The sequence below is a fragment of the Acutalibacter sp. JLR.KK004 genome (genome assembly GCF_036941085.1).
Taxonomy (GTDB): Bacteria; Bacillota; Clostridia; order Oscillospirales; family Acutalibacteraceae; genus Acutalibacter.
The window spans coordinates 1-16,496 of the sequence record NZ_JAYMNQ010000003.1; the positions used below are offsets into that span (position 1 = coordinate 1).

Genomic DNA, 16,496 nt, shown 5'->3' on the forward strand with positions numbered 1-16,496 from the left:
CGCTTTTTCATTCCGATTCACTGTCCTCTGTCAGAGCATACAAACGGTGGACCGCCCCCATAACGGTGTTCCATTCCAGATCAGCCGCATAGGAAAATTTCCTGCGGTAAGCGGACCAAAGCGCCTGCATCGCATGGCTGTTTTCTACTTCGGAAAACACTTCCTTCGCCTCTTTCAAATGCCCCTCCGTCCCACGCTTGCGGGCAGTAGCAAGGAGCGCGTGGCGGAGAATATCGGAATCCAGCGTTTTTCTGTGAAGCTGTTCCAAAATGTAGAGGTCATAAAAATCCCTCATGCGGGTGTTTGTTATGGTCCGGGCAATCATTGTTTCCAGCTTTTCCGCAAGTACGGTTTCCAGATTGTACGCCCAAATATCAATGGAGCGTTCCTCCAGCATAAGCCGGAAGCTGTACCGGACTGCCCTTGGCGTAATCACATCCCCGGTAGAAATATCAATTTTCAGCGGCGTCACCACTCCGTCAAAAACAGTGGCCATGCTGACCCGAATCCCCGGATACTCGGCCTCGTCCATGATTTCCGAAATGCTTTTCACCTGGAACTCCACTCCGTCCTCAATGGGGACTGCTATGATGGAGGACATCAGATTTTCAATGTCCTCCACATTCACGCTGGCCCCTCTGACGGTTGCGTCTAAATCCATTGTAGACCGGGCATCCAACCCTACCATTGCGGCAACCAGCATCCCGCCTTTCAAAATAAAGTTATCCCGATATTCAGAAAGGGAAATACGTTCCAGGAAACGCTCCATCATATAGTTCCGCATCAAAATCTGTGCGTCCGCCGATTTCTCCTTTGCGAGATTGCGGATCAAATCTTTCAGCTGCCTTGCTGTCTTTATCATAATAGCACCTCCAAATACTGCCGCAAAATTTTTTCAACCCGGAACAGCCCTGCATACTGCATCAGCCTCCGCAGGTTTTTCTCTTTCCTGCGGGCGTACATTTTGAGCGCCCCTTGAAATGTCTGCATCTCAATGCTGCTCCGGCAGCGAAGCAGGTCGCAGATGGTCCGCTCCATATCATAAGCCGGAACCGTATGCCCGAAAGGGGTTCGAGCCGTACTCTTTCCGACGTCATGCAGCTCCGGTTTTATGGTGTAGACCAAAATCCCGTCCGCTTTCAATCTGGTCGTGCTGTATCCCCGTCTGACGGTAATGGAATAGGGGGAAGGCTCCCGGTCGGTCAGATCATGGAAAAACAGCGCCGTTTCATGAGAAAAAATCCCCTGGCTGCATCGTAAATGGAGCAGGTACATCCCATCGACCCAGGCATCCGGCGATACATAAACCCCATGTGCCGCCTGTTCCAATTCTTTTTCCTTCACATAGCTGTAAAAAACGGATTTTGGAATCCCCCGTTTCACCGCCTCTGATGTTTGGAGCATACCGCGCTGTCCCTCTAAAATCGTGTCCAGCTGTTCAAACTGTGTCATGCTGTCACTTCCTTTCGTGCTACCATTATACACGGTTGTAGCACGAAAGTAAATAGCGGCAAAAAGAAAAAACGGAGGAAGGCGCGGCGAAGAACGCCGTTCCTCCCTCCGCAGATGGGGCAGATTGCCCGGTCAGGAGAGCTTGGAAAGCTGGGCCAGTATCTTCTGCACACCGTCCCAAAGCTGTTCCTGCCGCTGGGATATATCTTCCAAATCAGCGTCATAAACCCGCCCGGTTTCATGCACTTTACGGGTCAGCTGGTTTAAGTTGTTGCTGGAATAGCGCATCAGGGACACCAGCTCCTTCAGCTCCGGCAAATCCAGCTTTACCACATACCCGTCCAGCGCCATTTTCCGCAGATAGGCTTCCCGGTTGACGATAAAGGGCCGTATTCTTTTCGTTGCTGTTCATATTATCTTGCCTCCTGTTCCTGTTGTCTGGGTTTCTTTTCCATGCTGCGGGGCGGGATGGGGCGTTTCAGCCCTTCCAGCACCGAGGGTCTTTCGCGCTTGGCAATCGCCGCTTCTGGACGGGACTGCCCCTTGCTGTCCATGTTCAGCTCCATATCCAGCTCCACCAGACGGGCGTTCTTGACCCGCAATTCCTCCTCATAGGGGAAGGCTTTGCCCACTTCCTCCTTCGCGGCGGCCTGCTGCTGGTAAAGGTTATCCAGCTGGATTTTGACGCTTTCCAACCGCTGGGGCATCTGGGAAAGCGCGTTGTCAATCCGGGTCAGGTTGCCGCGCGGGTCCGCACCCAGGGCGGTACGGTGGGTCATCCTGCCTTTCAGTTGGAGCATATATTCCTTCTGAAAAGCGTCAAAGGTTACAAACATAGCAAATCCCCGGTAGCTGCCGACCTGCACCGGCTCGGAGCCTTTAACCTCCTTGCAGGCATCCAAAAGGGCGGCTCCGGCGTTCTCTTTGTCGGTGAGCGTATCGCCCCGGACTTCCATGCCGGTAAATCCATCTATTGGGTGGGGGTGTGCCGCCAGGGTTTCCATATCCGTTTCCAAGCCCTGGATAAAGCCTTTGTGTTTCTCGATTTCCTCCGGGAAGTGCTTTAACAGCTGATCTTCCAGCCGGTACTGCTTCCCCTTTGCCATGTAGACGGCTTTCCCGTCCGCAGACTACTATGGGAACTCTGTTGCCATGGTGAATATTCAGAACCCCGCATTTCAGCGTTTTCATAGCCTTTCGGCATTTCACTTTAGGCAATCCCCGTTTAGTACGGTATAAACAAGCGTTCCACGTTGTCGGTATGTGACGTTCGCCTTTTTCCACTTTCCCGTGGCTGAACCTGCTCCGAGTATCAGCAGCCGCATAGCCAAACAATGCGACTGTCAGGAACACTGACGAGTACAACCTCTCTACGTCAGGGGTACGCTCTTGGTCCCGATTTCAGGCTGTCATTCAAGCAGTCTAGCTTGTAAGATAGAGATTCACAATGGCCAGTTCATTTCCCTGCACAGGGACGCCCTGCTCAAGCTGCCGGGAGATATTTTGATGGCAGGCCACCAGAGAGACAAAGGCTGTAATCAGCAGCACCGCCGCAAGAGCATAAAAAACTGCGGAAAGGATCGTTCCCTTTTTCGAGGGTTTCGTGATCGGATTGCTGTCTATCTCCATCAATGCGCCCTCCTTTCACTGCGGGGAGCGTTGTTTCTGCGGGATTGGGGCTGGGTGGCTCCATCTTGAACGCGCTCCAGCACCTGCAGCTCACCCTTTTTCAGCCGAAATACCACATCAGCCTGCTTCGCCAGCTCATTAGAGTGAGTAACGACCACCACACACTTGTTCATCTTGTGGGCGCTCTCTTTAAGAATTTCCGTGATGTCCTGGGCGGTGTCCTCGTCCAGATTGCCCGTAGGCTCGTCCGCCAGGATCACAGGAGCCTCGCTTGCCAGGGCACGGGCGATGGCCACCCGCTGCTGCTGGCCGCCGGAGAGCTTCAGCACATTGCGCTTGGCTTCTTCTTTCGTCAGCCCCAGACGCTCCAGAATTGGCAGCGGCGGCAGTTTGGAAGTCAGCGACACATTCTCTGCGGGGGTCAAGTAGTCGATCAGGTTGTACGCCTGGAAAATAAACGCCACATGGTTTTTCCGGTGGTCGGAAAGGCCAGTCTTGGCAATGTCCTGCCCATCGAAGTAAATCTGGCCGCTGCCGGGGCTGTCCAGGCCGCCGATCAGGGAGAGCAGGGTGGTTTTGCCGCAGCCGGAAGGACCCAGGATGGCGTAGAGCTTGCCCTGTTCCATTTCGGCGTTGACGCCTTTTAAGACTTTCTTTTTATTATCGTAGGAATATCCCACTTGTTTGATTTCCATGATACTCATAGTGATTACCTCATTTCGTTATTTTAGGGAGTGGATGGTCTTATTCCATCTGCGACAAAATCTGCTTAGGTTTCAACCGCATAGTCGAGATACTGGACACCAGCACCGCCGCCACCAGCAGGATACCTCCCACGATAGCCACCAGCATGAAATGCTCCGGTGTGACGATGACATTCTCCGCCGCCTTGCCGAACAGCGTACCCAGGGTGCCGGCCACTTGCTTACTGGAGAGGTAGGCCAGCGGGAAGGCCACCACCGCAATCAGCAGGGTTTCCAACACATATTGGAGAATCACCGCAGGCTTGGCAATTCCAACGGCCAGCAAAATCCCAGTTTCTCTTTTCCGGCTGCGGATGGACATGGATAGAATCAGGATAATCAGCACCATACTCACAGCAGTAATGACAACAATGAGGGTGGTAATCAGGGTGCCGGTGTCGGAAAGAGCGCTGGAAATATTTTGATATACCTCGTCATTGGCGGTGATGATAAAGTTATCCCAGTTAATCGAGGATATGTTCTGTACCTCGGCTATCACGTTATCCAACTGTGCTGCATCCTCTACGAAAAAGTGGGCCTCTTGGAGTTTGCTCCCATCTTCATAATTAACAGCCATTTCTTTCATTGCATTGTAGCTGCAAAAAGCATAATCGGTGTAATCCCATAGTGTAGCAGCATCATACATGGTTGCCTCATCATCTTTATCTGCCAGAACGTCAAAGATACCCACAAGTTCCATCTCCACTTCGGGATCATCTGCATAGGGATTGTTGATACCGGATACTTTATCCCCTAACTTTAGCCCATTCTTTTCGGCACGATCCCTGCTGAGAATAAGTCCATTCGGCATATCTTCCGTAATATGAGTTCCCTCTACCAATTCAAACCGCCCAGATACGAACAACTCGTTATATTCTGAATTGAGAGAACCATAAGTATAAAAGCTGTTGTTAACATCTTCTGTAACGATACTTTCACCTGATTGGGTATAGTAATAAGGCATAGAGACAACCGCTGCATCATAACCAGCGATCCCGTCTACTGAGCCAATTTCTTGAAGCATTTCCTCGGTTATAAATTCCTGCGTGCTATAAGAACCGCCATTGCCGCTGGCCCAGCCTCCTGTGGACAGGTTTCGTTCCACGGTAAAGCTGGCCCCGGTGGTCCCCCGGACTTCCTCGGCCTGTTCTTCCTGAGCGTCAGCTATGGCAAGGCCGGACAGCACCAAAGTGGTAATGGCCAGGAGCAGACAGAACACCAGCAGCGTCTTTTTCCACTTTCGTGCGCTATATAAAATCGCCCGTATTCCTAAATTCATATCGCCTGCACCTCCTTAACTCATCTGCGACAAGATACTCTTGGGCTTCATCTTCATAATCGGGTAGGCCGCCAGTGCGGTAGAGGCCACACACAGCACCATGCCGAAAGCCCACACCAGTGCGTAATCCTCGGCGGAAACAGCCACCTCGATCTCGGCAAGACCCAAATCCTCGGTGGGTTCTTGGGCAGCTTCGTTTTCCCCGGTCAAGTCCACCGTCTCATAGGTTTCGCTTGTCACCTGGGAGAGCAGACTGCTCCCGATCTGATGGGAAATGGCTGTGCTGGTGCCGAAGGAAATGAACAGGGCGATGGCCGCCACGAGGATCACTTCCAGCAGGTATTGCAGCAGCACCGAGCCTTTGGAAATGCCCATGGCCAGATAGACGCCGGTTTCATGGATTCGCCCACGGAGCCGCAGCGTCAGGAACAGGGCCAGCACCAGGAAACAAATCACCGATACCACCGCAATGGCGATAAAGACGATGTTCTGTAAGCCCTCCAAGGATTCCTTGGCATTCTGATAGTCGTTGTCGTAGCGGGTCAGGGTGCAGTTCTCCCAATCCACGCCATCCAGTTCCTGCACATCGGTCATAATGCGCTCCAGCTCGTCCGGGTCGTTCACATAAAAATCCCCGTATTGGACATTGGTGGTTCCCTCGGTGCCGTAGAGCAGGAAAGAGGCGGTGGAGAGATCGGTAAACACGATATTGTCGTAAAGGTCATAGGACGGGGCCATGCCGATGGAATCCTGTTCCTCGGTATTTGTGAAGATCCCGGCCACCGTCACAGGGATGGTCTTATCTTTGTCCTCCACATTCCCCAGCAGCATGGTGTCGCCCACAGACAGGCCGTTGCGCTGGGCGAATTTCTCATGGATCAGCACCTGGCTGCCGGCCTCGGTGGTGATGGGATTTCCCTCCACCATCTCAAAGCCGCCATCGGTGAAATAGCTATCCTCCTGGGAATTGGAGTTTGCCACCACCCGTCCGGCGTTCTCGTAGCCCTCAGGCACCTGGGCAGCGCCTTCGGTGTTGATCTCCAGAAGGTTCCCGTCTGCGTCAAAATAAGCAGCGTAGGTGTAGGAGCGCAGGGTGTATCTGCCGCTCAAACCATCCACATCAAGAATCTGGCTCACCGTATCCTCCGGGATACCGCTCTCCAAGGTCTTGGCGTTGATGGTGAAATAGCCCAGCAGGGCTTTTTTGATGTTGGCGTTGGCTGTTTCTGTGGCCGATTGGATGGAAAGGCAGGTCAGCATCAGCGTGGCCATGACCAGCAGAAACGCCAGCAGTGTGAGGGTCTTGCCCTTTTTGCGGATGGAATACAGGCAGGCCCGTTTGCACAGGTTCATGTCTGAGCCACCTCATTTCCTTTTCGTAAAACCAGTTGGTTCACTTGTGTACCTCCTAACGTAGTTTTTCGCCGGGGCTGTTTCCCGCTCCGGTGGGTGTCCCGTCTGCCGGGAACACCCTTATAGTACACTACGAAGGTGGAGTTGAGGTGGAGTTGAGATATTTTTTAGGTGGAGTTGGCGATAGAGCGCGAAAAAGCCGAGGAGCTTTCACATGGAAAACCTCTCGGCTGTGTAGAATAAATTTATTCGATTATCTATCCCGAAAACTTAGGATTTATTTTTGTTCTATTATTTCTAATAGTCTTCTTACATAATCATCTGCATGGTTTATTGAAAACTCTCCATGATACATATTAGGAAGAACTTGTATAGAACTATTCTGTAGTTTTTTATGAATTAGTTCTGCTGATTTTTTCATTGAGTGATTTTCTTTTTCTCCGACAAAAATATGAACTATTGCTTCGCTCTCTTCAATCCCATCTTTTAAGGAATATAATGAGTTTTCCTGTAAAAAAGCAATCATATCGCCCTTTGTTATTGCACAAGTATCTTTGTAATAATTATCAAACAAATGCTGCTTTATTCGTAATGATTTGAATTGTAATTTTGAAAACCATTTATACTTTATCAAACCATAACAACTCCCAAACGCAGGCTTAATCATAAAATATGTGAATTTTGAAGGTATTACAAGTGCGCTTTCCACTATTGCATACTTACATATATCCTTACGATGAGATAAAATTTCAAGTAAAATCTGTCCTCCAAGTGATAGTCCTCCAATCAATAAAACGGAACCATCCAGTTTATCATTTATAAATTCTATAATCTCTAAAGCGTTATTTTCTATCGTCGTAAATCGTTTATCACTTCCTGCATGACCGTCTAATATGGGTATAATTATATGATAATTCGTTTGTAGCATTTCAGCAATTTCTTTGTAATTCCACCATGACAAACCACCTCCATGTAGGAGGATAATTACATTACTATTTCCTTTCCCATATTCAGCATAGTTCAACCTTTTTCACCTCGCTGTAAAATTCCAATTTGTCTCTTTGATTATACCAAATTAAAGTTCCCAATTCTACCAGAGAGGTTTAAAATCTCTAAGAGCAGGCCATGAAATTTCTCGCTCTATATCAAATATGTTAATACCAAACCAAAGCTGTTTTTCGAACAGTCTGAGGCTAAGATTTCCCTACCGCCAGATAGCGCACAAACAGAGGGTTGCTCCTACATTGCTGCCTTCGGGAAGATAACAGTAAACCGCACACCATTTTCCGTATTCACCATCTTGTAGACGATTTCGTGGTGATCCAGGATGGTCTTGGTGATATACAGCCCCAGGCCGCTGCCGCCGCTGTTCCGGTTCCGGGATTTGTCCACCCGGTAGAAGGGCGTGAAGATACGCTCCAAATCTTCCTCGGCAATGTGGACGCCGGTATTCTCCACGGAAAACACCTCGTCCTTTTGGGTGACAGTAATCACCGCGCCCACCGGCGAATAAGCCACGGCGTTTCCGATCACATTGGTGAACACCTTCTCCATGAGCCGCCGGTCCCCCTGATAGTGGTATTCCGGCCGGATATCCATGCGAAGCTCCATCTGCTTGTCCTCCATCCGGCCACGGAACTGCTGACAGACCTTTCGCAGCATTTGGCTGATGTCCAGGTCGGTACGCTCCAGGTGGAAGTCGCTGCCGCCCATCCGGGCCGCCGATAAAATCTCCTTGACCAGCGCCTCCATGTCATTGGTGGTTTTCATGCACCGGCGCAGGTAGGTATCCCGGTCTTTGTATTCGCCCACCTGATAGATCATACCCTCCAGTTGCCCCTTGATGATGGCGATGGGGGTTTTCAGCTCATGGGAGACAGCGGTGAAAAATTCCACGCGCTGCTTTTCCTGTTCCCGTTCCCGCTCAATATCTTTCTTTAACTGCCAGTTTGCCGCCTTCAAGCTGTCCATCGTATCGCTCAAACGCTGAGACATCTCATTTAAGCTGGCAGCCAGCACACCGATCTCGTCTTTTCGGTTGACTTCACACTTCCAGGTCATATCCAGGGTGGTCATCCGCTTTGCCACATTGCTGATGCTGACCAGCGGCTTGGAATAGTACCGGGAGCAAATCATCGCCCCAAGGACGGACACCACCAGAATGATTCCCACAATGAGGGGGAGGAGCTGCAAAAGAATACCATAGGACTGCGATACTGCTATCAAAGCGATATTGGCATACAGTTGATAAGATTGCCCGTTATCCTGGAAAGTAGAAGAGCAGCTCATAGAGGGAGTAGAATCAGTTGCCGGCACGACATTTTCGGTACTTGCCAAATTGACTGAATTCACTGAAAATACAGATTCCCCAGCTCCATCAGTAACCGTGACAGAAGCATTGTTTTTTAAGGCAAATTCCAGGATTGAATTTGTACTTGACTCCCAGCCATTTTGCTCGATGATGTCGACCAGTTCGTAGAAATCTGCTGTGACCTGGCTTTGCAGTTCGGCATGGTAATTTCTCGGCAAAAAGAACATGACCAACCCATAAATAAGGACGCAGCTCACGATTAGCAGCGCAAGCATACTGAGAAAAGTCTGAATTTGAATACTTTCACTGATTTTCTTTTTCAATCTTATATCCCACCCCTCTGATGGTTTCAATATAGTCAACACCCAGTTTTTTACGGATGTTCTTGATATGTGTGTTAATTATTTTTTCATCGCCCACATAATCGTAGTCCCATATCCTGTCCAGGAGGTTATCGCGTGTAAAGACCCGCCCCTGATTTTCCAGTAAAAATTTCAGTATTTCAAATTCCCGGGTCGTGAGGGACACAGGCGACCCATTTACCTGGACAGAAAAACTATCTGCATCCAAAACAAGTGCTTTATAGCGGATGACCGAAGGTTCCGACGCGGCCGGTTCTGTGCGGCGTAATACCGCTTCAATGTGTTTCATTACCACCGGCATAGAAAAAGGCTTGGTAATATAGTCATCGGCCAGGGTATCAAAACCCTTCAACTGGCTGTCATCATCATCCAGGGCGGTGAGCATGATGATGGGAGTTCGGCTTTCTTTCCGCAAAATATCGCATACGGTAAAGCCATTCATCTTAGGAAGCATCAGATCCAGCAGAACCAGGTCGGGACTTTTTTCGTGAAATTTGTTGACTCCTTCCAGACCGTCCCCGGCTACAAATACGGTATAGCCGGCATCTTCCAAAAAGACCCGGATTATATTGCGAATGGATTCTTCATCCTCGATTACTAAAATCTTTTTTGGCATTATGACACCTCCAAGAGTAGTGTAACATAGAAAGATGGAGTTGAGATGGAGAGAAGTTATTTTTTACAAAACCACACAACAGACTTCAAATTTCCGTTGCGCGGTCCTAATATCATTCGGCTGTAATCTTGATACATAGTCCATATCAATATCTCCGCACAACTTTCACCGATTATATTTCTTCCTCTCGAATGATGCAAGAATACGGTACTTATGGATTAAGATGAAATTAATTGTCAGATATTTCTGATAAGACTGGCAAGCAATGCCCCAGGATAGCCATCCGGCTCCTGGCGCTGCTTGTTGGGGATTCCCCAAGCCCCTTTTGAACACAGAATTTCATTCTGTGGCTGCGCGTTCCTGCGGAACGCTTTTCACCTGCCTGCGGCGGTGAGAAAATGCGAAAAAACAGGCGCGTCAGCGGTCCTGCCCCTGTTCCTTTTCCCGGTCATTCTGGCGTTCCTCCCCGTATCCCATTAGCCGGTCTACGTTGGCTTTTGCGGCCAGCAGTTCCTGCATTTCCTCGCGGGAGCGCCGGTACTCGGCATAGTCTTTTTTCTTTCCTTCCAATAGCTGGGCATACTCGGCCTGCAAGCTCTTGACGGTGGGCAGCTTCTTGATACCCAAATCGTCAAATGCCTGCTTTGCCGCCTTGTGGAGCAGAATATCCGCTTCATGTTCCGCTAAAAATTTCTTGGAATATCCCGCCTTGCGGTAGGCCGCATAGACCTCGCGGGTTTTCACATAATTGATGATGTGGGTCCGCAGTACGGCTATCTCCGCCATGCGGGTTTCCGCCGCCTTGATCTGCGCCGACAGCTCATTGTGGCGGGTAGTAGCAGCCGCCGCTTTTTCTTCCAAGACTGCGTATTCCAGCAGGCCATGCTCAGTGAGATAGTTCATTGTCTGCGCCATCTGTTTGAGGTTAAATACCTTTGCCCAGCGCGCGTAGCCAGCGCCTTTTCCGGCCTGCAATTTTGCCTGAATATCCACCAGAAGATTGACCTTGGGAGTGGGAGTTGAAACCGCGTCTTTTCTGCGGGGCGTATGCTGCTTTTCTCCGGCAAGGACCGCCCGTATTTCATCTTCACTATATCCCTCGCCCAGTTTTTCATCCATGCGGGCAACATTCTTCCAGCCGGGGGCTTTGAGCCGGATTGCCTGTCCCCGGCGCGACACTTCACAGCCCATTTCTGTAAGCAGTTTTAACAGCCCGTCAAAGTCTGCCGGTTTCTGTTCTAATGCCTGGTCAATCATCACGCGGAGCTGTTCCCGGTGGGAGGGCTTCGCCTGATCCCCCAGCCATTTGTTGTAGCTTTTTCCATGCGGTTTTGGGTCCTCTACAATGGAATAGCCATTCTCAAGCTGGGAGCCGCTTGCCGCTGCCCTGCGCGCCCTCTACCAGCAGGAGCTGGACGGATTCTCCCACGAACCGGCACAGCCAGAAGAACAGCTGGCAGAGGAACAGCCGGATTTTGGGAATCCCCCTGCACCAGAGCCGGAGCCGCAGATCACCATTACCCCCGTCACCCGTTATCCGGGCGAACAGAACCATCTGCCCTACGATATAGAGATTCATACGCTGCGCTTTGATGAACCGGAACCCACCCCTCCCCAGCCGACTGCCGGGAACTTCCGTATCACCGACATTCACCTGGGCGAAGGAGGACCAAAAGCAAAGTTTCGGGCCAACATGGACGCAATCAATCTCCTGAAAGAATTGGAGTTTGAAAACCGGCAGGCCACGCCGGAGGAACAGGAAACCCTTTCCCGGTATGTGGGCTGGGGCGGTCTGGCAGACGCTTTTGACGAGAGCAAGCCCGCCTGGGCCAAGGAGTTTGCGGAACTCTACGCAACGCTGTCCCCGGAGGAATATGAAGCCGCCAAAGGGACCACCTTAAACGCCCATTACACCAGCCCTACCGTTATCCAGGCCATTTATGAAGCGGTGGGGAAAATGGGATTCCAGACCGGCAACATCCTGGAACCCTCCTGCGGCGTGGGCAATTTCTTCGGTATGCTTCCTGACAGCATGGCGGGCAGCCACCTCTTTGGTGTGGAACTGGATTCCATCACCGGACGCATCGCAAAACAGCTCTATCCAAAAGCAGACATCACCATCGCGGGCTTTCAAACCACCGACCGGCGGGATTTTTATGATTTAGCCGTAGGAAACGTGCCGTTTGGCCAGTATTCCGTCAATGACCGGGCCTATAACAAGCTGAACTTCAACATCCACAACTACTTTTTTGCAAAATCGCTGGACCAGGTGCGTCCGGGCGGTGTGGTGGCCTTCGTCACCAGCCGCTACACGATGGATTCCAAGGATTCTACGGTGCGCCGGTATCTGGCGCAGCGGGCGGAGCTGTTGGGCGCGATCCGTCTGCCCAACAATGCGTTTAAGGCCAATGCCGGGACAGAGGTGGTATCCGACATCATTTTCCTGCAAAAACGTGACCGCCCGATTGACATTGCCCCGGACTGGACGCAGACCGGACAGACCGAAGATGATTTTACCATCAACCGCTATTTCCTGGACCACCCGGAAATGGTGCTGGGCCGCACTGTTTCAGAAAGCACCCAATACGGAAAACAGGATTACACAGTGGCCCCCATTGAGGGATTGGAACTTTCCGACCAGCTGCACGATGCCATAAAATATATTCGCGGGACCTATCAGGAGGCCGAACTGCCGGAGCTGGGCGAGGGGGAAGAAATTGACACTTCTATCCCCGCTGACCCTGATGTAAAAAACTATTCCTACACCGTTGTGGACGGTGCGGTGTACTATCGGGAAAACAGCCGCATGGTGCGCCCTGACCTAAACGCCACCGCCGAGGCCCGTATCAAGGGTCTGGTGGAACTGCGGGAGTGTGTGCAGAAGCTCATCGCACAGCAGATGGACAGCTTTGTTTCGGATGCGGCAATCCGTGAAACCCAGGCCGAATTGAACCGGCTCTATGACGCATTTTCCGCAAAGTACGGGCTTATCAATGACCGGGGGAACCGGCTGGCCTTTGCCGATGATTCCAGCTATTATCTGCTCTGCGCGCTGGAAGTCATTGACGATGACGGGCAGCTGAAGCAAAAAGCGGATATGTTCACCAAGCGCACCATCAAGCCCCATCAGGCTGTTACTTCGGTAGACACCGCCAGTGAAGCCCTGGCTGTTTCCATCGCGGAAAAGGCCGAGGTGGATATGGCGTACATGGCCGAACTGAGCGGCAAAACCCAGGAGGAATTGGCGCAGGAGCTGCGGGGCGTGATCTTCCGTCTGCCCGGACTATTGGCGGAGGGGGAAACGCCCCGTTATGTGACAGCGGATGAATACCTCTCCGGCAACGTGCGCCGGAAACTGCGGCAGGCACAGCGGGCGGTGGACAAAGACCCCGCCTTTTCTGTCAATGTGGAGGCGCTGACCGCCGCCCAGCCCAAGGATTTGGACGCATCGGAAATCGAGGTGCGCCTGGGTGCTACCTGGATTGACAAAGACTACATCCAGCAATTCATGTACGAAACCTTCCACACCCCGTACTATCTGCAAGGGAAGATTGAGGTCAAGTATGTCCCCTACACCGCCGAGTGGCAGATCACCGGCAAAAACGCTGTTGGGTACGGCGATGTAGCCGCCAACACCACCTACGGAACCGACCGGGCCAACGCCTACAAGATTCTGGAGGACAGCTTAAACCTGCGGGACGTCCGCATCTATGACACCGTTGAGGACGCCGAGGGGCGGGAGCGCCGGGTACTCAACGCCAAAGAAACTACCCTTGCCGCCCAGAAGCAGATGGCGATCCGGGAAGCCTTCCGGGACTGGATTTGGAAGGACCCCCAGCGGCGGCAGACGCTGGTGCGCCAGTACAACGAGGAAATGAACAGCATCCGCCCCCGCGAGTATGACGGGCAGCATATCCGGTTTGCGGGCATGAACCCGGAAATCACCCTGCGGGAACACCAGAAAAACGCCATCGCCCATGTGCTGTACGGCGGGAATACCCTGCTGGCCCATGAGGTGGGCGCGGGCAAGACCTTTGAAATGGTAGCCGCCGCAATGGAATCCAAGCGGCTGGGCCTGTGCCAGAAATCCCTCTTTGTGGTGCCGAACCACCTGACCGAGCAGTGGGCCTCCGAGTTTTTACGGCTCTACCCTTGGATGCCCGGTCTACAATGGATTTAGACGCAACCGTCAGAGGGGCCAGCGTGAATGTGGAGGACATTGAAAATCTGATGTCCTCTATCATAGCAGTCCCCATTGAGGACGGTGTGGAGTTCCAGGTGAAAAGCATTTCGGAAATCATGGACGAGGCCGAGTATCCGGGGATTCGGGTCAGCATGGCCACTGTCTTTGACGGGGTGGTGACGCCGCTGAAAATTGATATTTCTACCGGGGATGTGATTACGCCGAGGGCAGTCCGGTACAGGTTCCGGCTTATGCTGGAGGAACGCTCCATTGATATTTGGGCGTACAATCTGGAAACCGTACTTGCGGAAAAGCTGGAAACAATGATTGCCCGGACCATAACAAACACCCGTATGAGGGATTTTTATGACCTCTACATTCTGGAACAGCTTCATGGAAGATCGCTGGATTCCGATATTCTCCGCCACGCGCTCCTTGCTACCGCCCGCAAGCGCGGGACCGAGAGGCGTTTGAAAGAAGCGAAGGAAGTGTTTTCCGAAGTAGAAAACAGCCATGCGATGCAGGCGCTTTGGTCCGCTTACCGCAGGAAATTTTCCTATGCGGCTGATCTGGAATGGAACACCGTTATGGGGGCGGTCCACCGTTTGTATGCTCTGACAGAGGACAGTGAATCGGAATGAAAAAGCGTGGGCATTACTGCAAAATCTGCGGTGAGTATAAATCAAACGAAAAGTTTTCGGGTAAAGGCCATGCGGCGCATATCTGCAAAACCTGCGCCTCCCTGCCGCCGGAAAAGAAATCTGAAATGGCGGCAATGAACCGCCTGCTGAATCTCCCCTGGCGGCTTTCAAAGGAGCAGATTTCTTGGCTGAAAAAGAGGATGCACGATAAACGCCCGGACATTCGGGCGCTCGCAAAGGAACAATATGAAATGCGCTTTTCGCCAGCCCGGTTCGAGGAGGATGAACCAAACGGAGATTTCACAGATTTTCCCTATGACATACTTTGAATAACCAGCAACGGCCTGTTCATCAGGCCGTTATTTTTTTGAGAGGAGGATTCCATCATGGCAACCACACGCATCATGCCGCTGCACATTGGCAAAGGCCGCACCGAAAGTCAGGCAGTCAGTGACATCATCGACTATGTATCCAACCCACAAAAGACAGACAACGGCAGGCTCGTCACCGGCTTTGCGTGTGACAGCCGGGTAGCCGACGCCGAGTTTCTGCTGGCGAAACGGGAGTACATTTCCACCACTGGCCGGGTACGGGGCGCGGACGATGTACTTGCCTACCATGTCCGGCAGTCCTTTGTCCCCGGCGAGATTACCCCGGAAGAAGCCAACCGGCTGGGCGTGGAGTTTGCAAAGCGGTTCACCAAGGGCAATCATGCCTTTGTGGTCTGCACCCATATCGACAAATCCCATATCCATAACCACATCATCTGGAACGCGGTCAATCTGAACTGTGACCGGAAATTCCGAAACTTTTGGGGCAGTACCCGCGCGGTCCGGCGGCTCAACGATACCATCTGCGTTTCATACATCGCTGCCAGCACCGTTTCATCTTCCCGCAGAATCTCCACTTCCATGCCGTTTGCGGAGGCCCGGTAATCCGCCGTATCTCCGGTTTCCAGCTGCATGGTTTCCACTGTACCGGAAAACCGCTGGGAAAGATGCTGGGCGACAGCCGGATTACCTGCGCCGCTTCGGAGCAGCGCCGCTATATCCTCCTTTGCAGCCGTATCCAGCAAACCGCCCTCCCCGGTCAGGACTTCCCGCAAATCCGGGGAAAACTGGTCCAGATCGGCGGGGAGATAGTCGGTGATGGCGCTGTTGCGCGGGTCCTGCCGGATGGCGCGTTCAAACTGTTCTTTGCTTTCCGTCCGGTAAATGGGGTAGGCCAGCGCGGGGTCATTCAGCTGGACATAGCCCCGCTGCAAATCGGTGATACGGTACTCGGTATCTTCCAGAAAAACAAAATCCCCTACGCCATAGGCCGATGCCAGCGGGTCGCGGCGTTCTTCCACGATGGATGCGGTTTCTGTGGCTGGCGTTTCCTGTACTGGTTCTTCCTGCCGGTCTGCCTCTGTGAGCCGTTCCACATCAGCCATGACCTGCTGGATAAAGGGGGCATTGTCCAGCTTCTCCGGTTCTGTTACCTGCCCGTTTACAATGCCGCGCTGGGCCAGATTTTCCCGGATTGCGATAGGGTCTATATCGTCCAGATTGTCCCGTTCAGCCTCTGTAAAAAAGCGGTCCTCTTTTCATGGATGGATTTTTTCAAGCGGCGCAAGCCGCAAAAAGGCGGGCTTGGGGTGGCAACCCCAACAAGATTCCCGCAGGACAAAATTGAGCGATTAGCGAAATTTGGTACTGTGGTAGAATCTTGCTCTAAGAAAGTGACGGCTTCCGCTGTGTGGGCTTCCCTCAATACCTTTAGTGCCGCAAGCGGGGATTTTGCCAAAACAACAGCGATATTTCTCTCGCTAATACCTACAAACCAGCAAAAAGGAAAATGGACGTTGATTTGCAGAAATTCCCCCTCACTCCTTACAACACCACGCAAGCCCGAATAGGCGGGAATTTTTGAAAATTTCTTCTCG

Annotated in this window: 11 protein-coding genes and 6 pseudogenes; 5 read left to right on the forward strand and 12 right to left on the reverse strand. The window is 51.9% G+C overall.

From position 1 onward, the window contains the following. Positions 1-7: 7 nt before the first annotated feature. The 12 genes and pseudogenes from VSQ30_RS17745 to VSQ30_RS17800 form a co-directional block, all read right to left on the reverse strand. Positions 8-862: a nucleotidyl transferase AbiEii/AbiGii toxin family protein gene (locus VSQ30_RS17745; RefSeq protein ID WP_016317473.1), complete on the reverse strand. Its 855-nt coding sequence runs from the start codon at positions 860-862 to the stop codon at positions 8-10. Further along, entirely contained in the window at positions 859-1,452 is a 594-nt protein-coding gene (locus tag VSQ30_RS17750; RefSeq protein WP_257591559.1) for a type IV toxin-antitoxin system AbiEi family antitoxin domain-containing protein, read from the reverse strand. The genes VSQ30_RS17745 and VSQ30_RS17750 overlap by 4 nt, the downstream gene beginning before the upstream one ends. 132 nt (positions 1,453-1,584) lie before the next feature. Continuing rightward, positions 1,585-1,827, reverse strand: a pseudogene (mobC, locus tag VSQ30_RS17755) (plasmid mobilization relaxosome protein MobC); the annotation flags it as partial. A 38-nt stretch (positions 1,828-1,865) separates the two neighbouring features. Next, positions 1,866-2,552 (reverse strand): annotated as a pseudogene (locus tag VSQ30_RS17760) (helicase); the annotation flags it as partial. A 322-nt stretch (positions 2,553-2,874) separates the two neighbouring features. Next, positions 2,875-3,081, reverse strand: coding sequence for a hypothetical protein (locus tag VSQ30_RS17765; RefSeq protein ID WP_334466097.1), 207 nt, complete (start codon positions 3,079-3,081; stop codon positions 2,875-2,877). Further along, on the reverse strand, positions 3,081-3,785 hold the full coding sequence (locus tag VSQ30_RS17770; RefSeq protein ID WP_161475121.1) for an ABC transporter ATP-binding protein: 705 nt from the start codon (positions 3,783-3,785) through the stop codon (positions 3,081-3,083). Before VSQ30_RS17770 ends, VSQ30_RS17765 begins: the two co-directional genes overlap by 1 nt. A 40-nt stretch (positions 3,786-3,825) precedes the next feature. After that, a complete protein-coding gene (locus VSQ30_RS17775; RefSeq protein WP_161475120.1) occupies positions 3,826-5,103 on the reverse strand; it encodes an ABC transporter permease in 1,278 nt (425 codons plus the stop codon). A gap of 15 nt (positions 5,104-5,118) precedes the next feature. After that, positions 5,119-6,456: an ABC transporter permease gene (locus VSQ30_RS17780; protein WP_334466100.1), complete on the reverse strand. Its 1,338-nt coding sequence runs from the start codon at positions 6,454-6,456 to the stop codon at positions 5,119-5,121. 277 nt (positions 6,457-6,733) lie between these two features. Beyond that, entirely contained in the window at positions 6,734-7,480 is a 747-nt protein-coding gene (locus VSQ30_RS17785) for an alpha/beta fold hydrolase (protein WP_161475118.1), read from the reverse strand. 215 nt (positions 7,481-7,695) lie between these two features. Continuing rightward, positions 7,696-9,042, reverse strand: a complete 1,347-nt coding sequence (locus VSQ30_RS17790; protein ID WP_161475132.1) for a sensor histidine kinase — start codon at positions 9,040-9,042, stop codon at positions 7,696-7,698. 28 nt (positions 9,043-9,070) lie between these two features. Then, the gene (locus VSQ30_RS17795; RefSeq protein WP_161475117.1) at positions 9,071-9,745 is read right to left on the reverse strand and encodes a response regulator transcription factor; all 675 of its coding nucleotides are present in this window, start codon (positions 9,743-9,745) and stop codon (positions 9,071-9,073) included. A gap of 417 nt (positions 9,746-10,162) precedes the next feature. Next, a pseudogene (locus tag VSQ30_RS17800) lies at positions 10,163-11,110 on the reverse strand (relaxase/mobilization nuclease domain-containing protein); the annotation flags it as partial. A gap of 1 nt (position 11,111) precedes the next feature. Between VSQ30_RS17800 and VSQ30_RS17810 the strand changes: the two are divergent. The 5 genes and pseudogenes from VSQ30_RS17810 to VSQ30_RS17830 all read left to right on the forward strand — a co-directional run. Continuing rightward, a pseudogene (locus tag VSQ30_RS17810) lies at positions 11,112-13,898 on the forward strand (DUF8437 domain-containing protein); the annotation flags it as partial. Further along, a pseudogene (locus VSQ30_RS17815) lies at positions 13,895-14,569 on the forward strand (nucleotidyl transferase AbiEii/AbiGii toxin family protein); the annotation flags it as partial. The pseudogenes VSQ30_RS17810 and VSQ30_RS17815, both read left to right, overlap by 4 nt. Next, entirely contained in the window at positions 14,566-14,898 is a 333-nt protein-coding gene (locus tag VSQ30_RS17820) for a hypothetical protein (RefSeq protein WP_161475327.1), read from the forward strand. The pseudogene VSQ30_RS17815 and the gene VSQ30_RS17820, both read left to right, overlap by 4 nt. A 57-nt stretch (positions 14,899-14,955) precedes the next feature. Continuing rightward, positions 14,956-15,429: pseudogene (locus VSQ30_RS17825) on the forward strand (relaxase/mobilization nuclease domain-containing protein); the annotation flags it as partial. Then, a complete protein-coding gene (locus VSQ30_RS17830; RefSeq protein WP_334466112.1) occupies positions 15,381-16,469 on the forward strand; it encodes a hypothetical protein in 1,089 nt (362 codons plus the stop codon). The pseudogene VSQ30_RS17825 and the gene VSQ30_RS17830, both read left to right, overlap by 49 nt. Positions 16,470-16,496: the final 27 nt, after the last annotated feature.